The 8,893-nt window shown below is 74.8% G+C and carries 9 protein-coding genes; 1 reads left to right on the forward strand and 8 read right to left on the reverse strand.

Features of this window, described 5'->3' with window-relative positions; genetic code table 11:
* The 5 genes from AWW66_RS30130 to AWW66_RS30145 form a co-directional block, all read right to left on the reverse strand.
* The coding region (locus AWW66_RS30130; RefSeq protein ID WP_425413314.1) for a hypothetical protein at positions 1-746 on the reverse strand (746 nt) is incomplete at its 3' end.
* A gap of 6 nt (positions 747-752) precedes the next feature.
* A complete protein-coding gene (locus AWW66_RS34675) occupies positions 753-911 on the reverse strand; it encodes a DUF6760 family protein (protein ID WP_169807197.1) in 159 nt (52 codons plus the stop codon).
* On the reverse strand, positions 908-1,396 hold the full coding sequence (locus AWW66_RS30135) for a hypothetical protein (protein WP_067373581.1): 489 nt from the start codon (positions 1,394-1,396) through the stop codon (positions 908-910). Before AWW66_RS30135 ends, AWW66_RS34675 begins: the two co-directional genes overlap by 4 nt.
* Positions 1,393-1,833, reverse strand: coding sequence for a phage tail protein (locus tag AWW66_RS30140; RefSeq protein ID WP_067373584.1), 441 nt, complete (start codon positions 1,831-1,833; stop codon positions 1,393-1,395). The genes AWW66_RS30135 and AWW66_RS30140 overlap by 4 nt, the downstream gene beginning before the upstream one ends.
* A 57-nt stretch (positions 1,834-1,890) precedes the next feature.
* The gene (locus AWW66_RS30145) at positions 1,891-3,438 is read right to left on the reverse strand and encodes a phage tail sheath family protein (protein WP_067373587.1); all 1,548 of its coding nucleotides are present in this window, start codon (positions 3,436-3,438) and stop codon (positions 1,891-1,893) included.
* A 199-nt stretch (positions 3,439-3,637) separates the two neighbouring features.
* Between AWW66_RS30145 and AWW66_RS34085 the strand changes: the two genes are divergently transcribed.
* Positions 3,638-4,996: an eCIS core domain-containing protein gene (locus tag AWW66_RS34085; RefSeq protein ID WP_067373591.1), complete on the forward strand. Its 1,359-nt coding sequence runs from the start codon at positions 3,638-3,640 to the stop codon at positions 4,994-4,996.
* A gap of 234 nt (positions 4,997-5,230) precedes the next feature.
* On the opposite strand, the gene AWW66_RS30155 is transcribed toward AWW66_RS34085, so the two are convergent.
* From AWW66_RS30155 to AWW66_RS30165, 3 genes are all read right to left on the reverse strand, one after another.
* A complete protein-coding gene (locus tag AWW66_RS30155; protein ID WP_067373594.1) occupies positions 5,231-7,396 on the reverse strand; it encodes an AAA family ATPase in 2,166 nt (721 codons plus the stop codon).
* A complete protein-coding gene (locus tag AWW66_RS30160; RefSeq protein ID WP_067373598.1) occupies positions 7,393-8,154 on the reverse strand; it encodes a Pvc16 family protein in 762 nt (253 codons plus the stop codon). Before AWW66_RS30160 ends, AWW66_RS30155 begins: the two co-directional genes overlap by 4 nt.
* Positions 8,155-8,167: 13 nt before the next feature.
* The coding region (locus AWW66_RS30165) for a CARDB domain-containing protein (protein WP_157528163.1) at positions 8,168-8,893 on the reverse strand (726 nt) is incomplete at its 5' end.

Consider the following 8,893-nt stretch of genomic DNA (forward strand, 5'->3'; position numbering starts at 1 on the left):
GCATCCATCCCGACCGGGCCACCGGTGGCCGGTCCGGACCGCTGGACGGGTGCCGGGCCCGGGGTGCCGGCGACCGGGGTGCCGGTCAACCGGCGGGTCGGTGCGGCGGGCCGGGCGGTCACCAGGACCCCGGTCGGGGTGGCTGCTGGCGGCCGGGTACCGCTGCGGACCGTCGCCCTCGGCCGTGCCCGGCCCTCCGACGACCCGGTGCCGGTGGTGTCGACCGGCGCGGGAGCGGCCTCCGGGGCGTCGGACGGCTCACCGTCGGCCGGGCGGCGCTGGACGGTCGGCAGGTGCGGCACGGCTTCCCGCGCGGTCGACGGCCGATCGGCTGCGACTGCCGGTCGGGGCCGGACGAGGTCCCGGACCACCCCGAGCGGGGCCCGGTCACTGACCAGGTGGTCGAGCGGGGTACGCAGGGTGGGGTCCTGGAAGGTGGACAGCCGGTCGGTGAACCGGGGCAGGTCGCTGACCAGTACCGGCCCGTCGGCCAGGGCCCGCTGGATCGGCGGCAGCGACCGCCAGCCCGGCTCGGCGGGGGTACGGGTGGGCGCGGCGACCGCCGGGCCACCCGTCGACAGATCCGGGCCACCCGTCGACAGATCGGGGTCGGCCGACAGATCCGGGGCGGTCGACGTCGCGTCCGGACGGGGCGGGGCGGGAGCCGGGGCGGTGCCGCCGGACCGGCCGGCCACCCGGGCGCGGGTGTCGGCCGCCAGCCGCCGCATCCTGTCGCGTAGCCCCATCGCGCCTCACTGACCTTCGTTCATCCTGGTGTTGATGCGGGCGATCTCCGTCACGTACCGGGCCCGCTCGGCGTGGGTGAGGTCGAGGATCTCCCCGCGCGGCCAGTGGAAGTGGTAGGCGACGTACGAGACCTCCTCGTGGAGCCGGTCGGCCCCGTACGTCACGATTCCCCCGGGCGACCACCGGCCAGGTCCACCTCGAAGACCGTCTCGCAGGAGGGGCAGGTGACCTCGGCGAGGGTGTGCCCCTCGGCGTTGATCCGCCGGTACAGGTCCTGGAGGAAGGCCAGGTCGGAGGCGAAGAGCCGTTCGATCACCTCGGCGCGGACCTGGGTGATCGTGCCCAGTCGGGTCACCACCAGGCTGAGCAGGACGATCGACAGGTACGCCGGGTTCTGCTTGACCCGCAGGTCGACCAGCGGGGCCAGTTCGTCGCGGGCGGTGGCCAGCCGCATCGCGCCCTCCCGGTGCACGGTGCCGTCCTCGTCGACGTACCCCCGGGGGAGGTGGAAGGTGAACTCCGTCTGGAGCCGGACCGGCGCGGGCGGGGCGACCACCGTGGCGGCCGGCCCGGTCGCGTCGTCCGCCGGGCCGGCCGGCTGCTCGCCGAGGTGGTCGAGGGCCCCGGCCGAGACTCCACGCCGCCTCATGACGTGCTGATCTCCTCGTACACGACGGTGACCTTCTCGGTCGCCGGGCTGGTGTCACCGGCCTTCAGCGACGGACCCTCCCACTTGCTCACCCACGCGTTGGTCAGGTCGAACCGCCGGGTCTGCGACTTGTCGGCGTTGGTGATGATGATGCTGATGTTCTGCCGGGCGGCGTCGACCGCGCCCTTGAGGAAGGTCTCCTTGATCCACTCGGTGAAGGAGCTGCTCTGGTCCAGCCCCCGGGTGATGGTCACCTCGCCGGCCTTCCGGGCCCCGGGGATCTTGCGGATGATCAGCTCGCCGGTGGGGGTGACCTGCTTGACCTCGATCGAGTCCAGCTCGACGGTCAGGCCGCTGACCTCCTCCACCAGCTCCACCTGGATGCCGCCCAGCTCCACCTGGAAGGTGTGCACGACAAAGCTGTCACCAGTGGCCATCGTGGCCGCCTTTCGTCATCGTCGGTTCGTACGCCGGGTCGGTGCCGCCCGCGCGGGTCAGTCGCTGACCAGGCTGGTGCTGTCGGAGAACTGCGACAGGCGGAAGACGACGAACTCGGCCGGCTTGACCGGGCAGATGCCGATCTCGCACACCACCTGACCCCGGTCGACCACCTCCGGGGGGTTGGTCTCGCGGTCGCACTTGACGTAGAACGCCTCCGCCGCGGTCGCCCCGAACAGGGCGCCCCGCCGCCACTCCTCGGTGAGGAAGGCGGTGATGTTGCGCCGGATCGTGCCCCACAGCCGCTGGTCGTTCGGCTCGAAGACCACCCACTGGGTACCGAGCAGGATGGACTCCTCGACGTAGTTGAACAGCCGCCGCACGTTGATGTAGCGCCAGGCCGGGTCGGAGGAGAGGGTCCGCGCGCCCCAGACCCGGATGCCGCGCCCCGGGAAGGCCCGGATGCAGTTCACCCCGATCGGGTTGAGCAGGTCCTGCTCGCCCTTGGTGACGTTGTTCTGGAGCTCGACGACGCCCCGGAGCACCTCGTTGGCGGGGGCCTTGTGCACGCCCCGCTCGGCGTCGTTGCGGGACCAGAGCCCGGCCAGGTGACCGCTGGGCGGCAGGAACACGCCCCGTCCGGTGCTCGGGTCGAAGACCTTGACCCACGGGTAGTAGAGCGCCGCGTACCGGGAGTCGTAGCCGGCCTCGTCCTGCCGCCAGGCGCGGACCTGCTGCGCGGTCAGCTCCGGCGGCGGGTCCAGCAGGGCCATCCGGTCGCCCATCTGCTCGCAGTGCGAGATCAGCGCGAGCTGGGCGGCCTTCACCGCCTCACGGTCGATGACCCCCGCCTGGTACGCGCCCATCAGGTCCGGGGCGGCGACCATGGTGATCTCGTCGATCGCCTCCAGCCCGGCCAGGCCGGTCCGGGCGTCGACGTCCCCGCTGAACTCGTCGGCGGAGAGGCTGGCCGGCACGACGTCGCCGGGGGCGGTGGGCGGGGCCAGGGTGACCGTCTGCTTGGCCGGACGGGCCAGCGCGTTGGCCGCCGTGGCCTCCTCCATTGTGATCAGCTTGGACCGCTCCCGGACCTGGTTGACCACGTAGCTCTTGTTGCTCTTGCGGAACGAGCCGTCGTACTCCTCGGTGGGCTTGCCGTCGACGTGCACGACCAGCCGGAACCGGTCCTCGGCGACCCCCTCGCCCTCGACGTCGGCGACCTCCACGGTGACCTCGCCGCCGGCCGTGGGCAGGGCGGCCACCCGGAAGGTGCCCAGCGCCGACGGCTCCCCGGCGGGCAGCGCCTTCGGCGCGCCCCGGCCGCCCCTGCGGCTCGACGAGGAGTCGCCGATCCGGACGATGTAGCAGATGCCGCCGCCGTTGGCGAAGTACCCGTAGACGGCGTGCGCCAGGTAGGCGCCCTCGACCATGCCGCCGAAGAGCTGGACGTACTGGCTCCAGTTGGTGACCAGGGTCGGCGTGTGGAACGGCCCCTTCTCGGCGAACCCGACGAAGGCGGTGACGGCGGTCCCGACGCCCTCGATGGGACGCGAACCGCTCTGGACCTCCTCCACGTACACGCCTGGGGACAGGTACGTCGGCATGCAAGCTCCTCTGCCAGCTCGGCGGACGCTGGCCAGCCTGGTACTACGGCCGGTCACCGGGAAGGTCCGTACGGACCTACCACCGGGCAGAGTCCGGCACCACAGGGGCAGGTCGGTCCGGGATCCTGGCCGGACGAACCTCGGCCGGCCACCCCGGACGGCGATACCATGGGCGTCGATGCCGAGGAGGTGCCCGCAGGTGCGGTTACAGCGGTCCGATCGGACGTCCAGCACCCAGGAGGGCCGCGAGTCGGCCACGACCACCCCGGCCGTCGGCCGACGCGGTTCGGCGACCGGTGCGGGACGGGTCGGCTCCGGCCGCAGCCCGGGTGCCGTCCTCGCCCTGCAACGCGCGGTGGGAAACCGCGCGGTCGCGCGGGCGGTCGGGCAGGATCGGGAGACGCCGGCGCAGGAGCGGCACGAGCACGGGGCCGGGTGCGGCCACCAGCCCGCCGAGCAGGTGCAGCGGTCGGTCGCCTCGGTGCTCGGCAGCGGCGGGCGTGCCCTGGACGACGCCACCCGCACCGACATGGAGACCCGGCTCGGGGCGGACTTCTCCGACGTGCGGGTGCACGACGACGCGGCGGCCCGGGAGTCGGCGGCCGGGATCGGGGCGCGGGCGTACACCTCGGGCAACCACGTGGTGCTCGGCGCGGACGGCGGCGACCGGCACACCCTGGCGCACGAGCTGACCCACGTCATCCAGCAGCGGCTGGGCCCGGTCGCCGGCACCGACAACGGCGCCGGGCTGCGGATCAGCGACCCGGGCGACCGGTTCGAGCGGGAGGCCGAGGCGAACGCCCGGCGGGCGCTGGCCACCGACCCGCGGTCGACGACGCAGCAGCCCGTCGCCGCCTCGACGGCCGCCGGGGGCGACGTGCAGAGCGCCGTGCAGCGGGTGCCGAAGGCGGACGCGGATTCGACCAGCAGCCGCCGGGAGCCGTATCCGACCGACCGCCGGACCCGGGGCAAGGCCAAGGAGGAGGAGCGCGCCAAGCTGCCGCCGGTCGACCCCAAGCGGCTCCGGCTCCAGTTCCGCTCCCGGTACGACGGCCCGGACGTGCAGGAGTTGGAGACCAAGCAGGACATCGGCTACGCGCAGGTCGCCACCCTGATCGCACCGGACAACCTGCCCCGCGACGCGGAGCACATCTACGACTTCCGGCAGTACGCCGCCGACCAGTACGTCTACTGGGAGCGGCAGGAGGACGAGTCGTACAAGAAGACCCAGCGGACCTCGACCGCCTGGCGGCTGGACCGGCCCTACCTGCCACCGTACGACGACACCGAGATCATCACCGAGCCGACCACGATCGCGTTCCGCGACCATCCGGGCTGGTCCCGGGACGTGGCGATGACCCCGGGGTCCTGGCTCGCCTCGTACACGGTCAGCTTCCGGTGGGAGATCAAGCTCGCCGGATCGCGGGACGCTCCGTGGGTGAGCGACGAGGTCAGCCACACCTTCACGTCCCCCTTCGACCGGCGGGACCCGGCGGAGTCCGGGCCGGTGCAGGTCACCCCGATCGGCAGTCGCAACTGGGACGTCACCCTTCCCTAGGCACGGCTGCGGTGGCACGGTCCGCGTGGTGTGCGCGGGTCTTGCTGCCGGTCGAGCTGGCGGTGTCCGGGATCGAGGTCCTGTCGAACTGCCCGCACAGCCGGGGCACCGGACGCGGGCCCGTACTCGACCCGGGCGCTCCCATCGTGGTCCCACCTACGGGGCAGCTCGACAGCGAGTGCGCCCACGTACCCGGTCGGCGGGCGCGCCGGCACGCTCGCACGCCCGCCACCGTCACGCCCGCCGGCGTCGGGGCTCCGTGGGCGTACCGCCGGGCAGCACGAGCCGGCCGAGTTTGCGGTACTCGGCCTGGGCGGCGGCGACGACCATCGCCATGGTGACCGGGCCACCCGCCTCGGCGGCGAGGTACCCGGCGCTGACCGCGCAGGCCCGGATGCCGCCCCCGCTCAGCTCGAAGGTCTCGGCGCAGCGATCCAGGTCCAGGTCGTCGGCGCGGGGCAGGTCGGTGCCGAGGCAGCGGTCCCAGAGGGCCCGCCGCTGCGTCACGTCGGGCACCGGGAAGTCCACGATCACGTCGAGCCGGCGCAGGAACGCCTCGTCCAGGTTCGCCCGCAGGTTCGTGGTGAGCACCGCGACGCCGTCGAACGACTCCATCCGTTGCAGCAGGTACGCGCTCTCCAGGTTGGCGTACCGGTCGTGCGCGTCGCTGACCTCGGACCGCTTGCCGAAGATGGCGTCCGCCTCGTCGAAGAGCAGCACCCCGTTCACCCCGGCCGCCTCGGTGAAGATCCGTTCCAGGTTCTTCTCGGTCTGTCCGACGTACTTGTCGACGACGGTGGAGAGGTCCACCACGTACAGGTCGAGGCCCAGGTCGGCGGCGACCACCTCGGCGGACATCGTCTTGCCGGTGCCGGAGTCCCCGGCGAACAGGGCGGTCACCCCGCGACCCCGCCCACCGCCGGGGCGCAGCCGCCAGCCGCCCAGCACCTGCTCCCGGTGCCGCACCCGCAGCGCCAACTCGGCGAGTTGCTGCCGGGCGGCGGCGGGTAGCACCAGGTCGCCCCAGCCGACGGCGGGCTCCACCCGGCGGGCCAGCTTCTCCAGCCCCGCCGCGTTCTGTGCGCGTACCCCGGCCCGGACGTGCCGGGTGGTGACCCGGGCGGAACCGGCCAGCACCGCCTGCTGCGCCGCGCCCACCGCCGCCCGCCGGACCTGGCCGGGCGTGAGGACGTACGCGGACAGTTCGCGCTCGGGGTCGACGTCGTCGGCCAGCGCCGCCGACCGGCCGGCCAGGGTGTCCCGCCACAGCCGGACCCGGTCGGCCGACCCGATCGACGGGGTGGTCACCAGCAGCGGAGCCACGTCACTCCACTGCGGATCCCAGGCGGGTTGCCCGGTGAGCAGCACCGGCACCGGCAGGGTGGTGAGCCGGCGCAGCAGCCGGGCGGGGCCCGGCCCGGCCGCCGGGTCCGGCGCCTCGACCGGGCCGACCACCAGGCCGGCCCGGCGCAGCCGGGCCTCCCGGACGGCGACGGCCAGGGCCTCCTCCGGCGCCGGGTCGGCGCGCACCGCGTCCAGGTCGAGGGCGAGGACCGCGCGTCCGGCCGCGACGAGCGCCCCGGCGGCCAGTTCGGCGGCGGACGCCCCCGTCTCCTCGCGCAGGTAGACCAGGCGGTCACCGGCGCGGATCGCCGCCGCCAGCCCGGCGACGACCCCGGACGGTTCCTCGGTGGGCGGCTCGGGCGGCGGCGGGGTCAGGCCGGCGAGGCGGGGATCGGGGGTGTCGTCGCCGAGCAGGTGCGCGGCGACCCGGTCCGGCACCCGCAGGGTGCGGGTCAGGAACGGCCGGTCGTCCTCCTCGACGAGGAGCAGCCCGCCGGCGACCAGGGGGCCGGCGGGGGTGAGCCGGGCGCGGGCGGGGCCGGCGACCGGGGCGAGACCGCAGAGCCGCAGCGCCAGCCCGATGGTCGGCCGGCGGCGGGTCACGTCGTCGTTCAGGTACCCGTACAGCTTCTCGTACCGCTGGTCGAGGTCGGGCAGGAGCGCGAGGAGCAGCACCTCCACGTCCAGCGGGGCCAGCGCGAACGCCCCGGCCAGGTCCCACAGCGGAATCCGGGCGCCCGCCGCCCGGGACGCCTCGGCCCACCGGTCGGCGGTCTCGACCGCGTCCGCCGCGATCTCGTCCGGGGCGGGCGGCTCCGGGGCGTCCACCAGCCGCCAGGCGTCCTCGTCGGAGACGTGCAGACCGCGCAGCGGGTCGTCCGGGGTTGGGTCCGCCGCGCGGGCGGTGGCGACCGCCCGCCGGACCCGCTGCTCGACCAGGAAGAGCCGGGCCCGCAGGTACGTGGTGCCCGGGGCCTCGGCGGTACCCGACCCGTCCGGCCCGGCCCCGGTGTCGGCGTCGGTGGGGCGGGGGTCGGTGTGCGCCGGGGCGCTCACCGGCGGTCGTCCCGGATCGGGCCACCGGTCCCCGGGCGGCGCTGCCGGTCGGCGGCGGTGCCCCGGGCCCGGCGGATGCCCACCGGGCCGGCGGTCTCCCCGGCCACCGGGTCGGGGTACCGCAACCGCCGGGTCTCCGGCTCACCACCCCGGTCGTCCCGCCCGCCACCGTCGCCGGTCCCGTCGACCGGCCGCCGGCCGGTACGCAGCCGCAGTCCGTCGGTGACCGGCTGGACGGCGAAGACCGTCGAGGCCGCGATCGGCGCGGTCACCACCAGGTCCAGCGACGGTTTCAGCGAGCCGCCGAGGGCGGACCAGATGTCGGCCAGTCCCCGGTCCCGGGCCGGCGGCACCGCCACGCTCAGCGGCACCGTCAGCCCCAGCCCGGCGAGGCTGCCGACCAGGCGTTCCGGCGGCAGCACGTCGTACGTGACCAGACCGGCGAGCAGCACCGAGAGCAGCCGGTGCTCGTCCTGCGGCCGGGCGGTCCACGCGGTGACCAGGTACGACAGGGTGAAGTACCGGGGCGGGCGGTGCTCGGCGACGACCAGCCCCGCCGGGTCGTACTCCTCGACCCGGCCCTCCCGGCGGCGGGCCATCTGCTCCCGGATGTCGTAGAGGAACAGGTTGACCGTCGGCGCGTTGCGCCGGGCCTCCCACTCCTTGGTCGGCGCGTCGAAGGCCAGGTGCACGTCGGTGCCGGCGAGGACCTCCTCGGTCAGCAGCGCGTGCAGCGCCTCGTCCACCTCGTGGATCACGTCGATCGTCCCCTCACCAGCCGCGCCGGACCAGGCCGGGGGGCTGTTGGGCGGGCAGCACCACCCGGAAGTCGGTGCGGACCGGGCCGAACCCGGGGCCGGTGGCCAGCACCTCCCGGGGGCCGAGCTGGTCGCGCGGCACCACCAGCAACTGGTGGGCGAAGGTGCCGTCGGCCGACGGCACGGCCGGGTTGGCGGCGACGGTGATCCCGACGTCCCAGGCCAGCCGCACCCGGACGCCCGGCGGGAAGTCGGTGCCCCGGATCGAGGTGACGAAGCCCGGCGGCCCGATCTCCGGCACCGCCTCGATCCGGGGCTGGAGCACCCGGAACGGGGCGCGGTCGGTGTCGTCGAGGTTCCCGTCGGCGACCACGGTGCCGCGTACCGTCGTGTTCGTCGCCGCCCTCGGCACCAGCAGGAAGGTCAGCGTCCGGCTGGCCCCCGGGGTCAGGTCCGGCACCGGGCAGGAGGTCGTGGCGCAGCCGGCCGGACGGGTCCGTACCGGTACCCCCGTCGGCAGGGTCGGGGTGATCCGGACGCCGGTGATCCGTACCCGGCCGACGTTGCGGACGGTGTAGGTCACGGTGACCCGGCCGCCCACGTACCCGGGGGTGGGGTTGACCCGCACCGAGATGCGCAGGCCGGTCGGGACGGGCGGCGGGGGCGACGGCGAGAGGGTCGGTGGGGTCGTCGGGGGCGGCGTGGTCGGCGGCGGGGTGGTCGGTGGTGGCGTGGTGGG

The organism is Micromonospora rosaria (assembly GCF_001567585.1).
Classification (GTDB): Bacteria; Actinomycetota; Actinomycetes; order Mycobacteriales; family Micromonosporaceae; genus Micromonospora; species Micromonospora rosaria.

Excerpts from the sequence above, each read along its gene's own strand:
- AWW66_RS30135 (WP_067373581.1), bottom strand. The coding sequence starts at position 1,396 with ATGAGGCGGCGTGGAGTCTCGGCCGGGGCCCTCGACCACCTCGGCGAG.
- AWW66_RS30140 (WP_067373584.1), bottom strand. The coding sequence starts at position 1,833 with ATGGCCACTGGTGACAGCTTTGTCGTGCACACCTTCCAGGTGGAGCTG.
- AWW66_RS30145 (WP_067373587.1), bottom strand. The coding sequence starts at position 3,438 with ATGCCGACGTACCTGTCCCCAGGCGTGTACGTGGAGGAGGTCCAGAGC.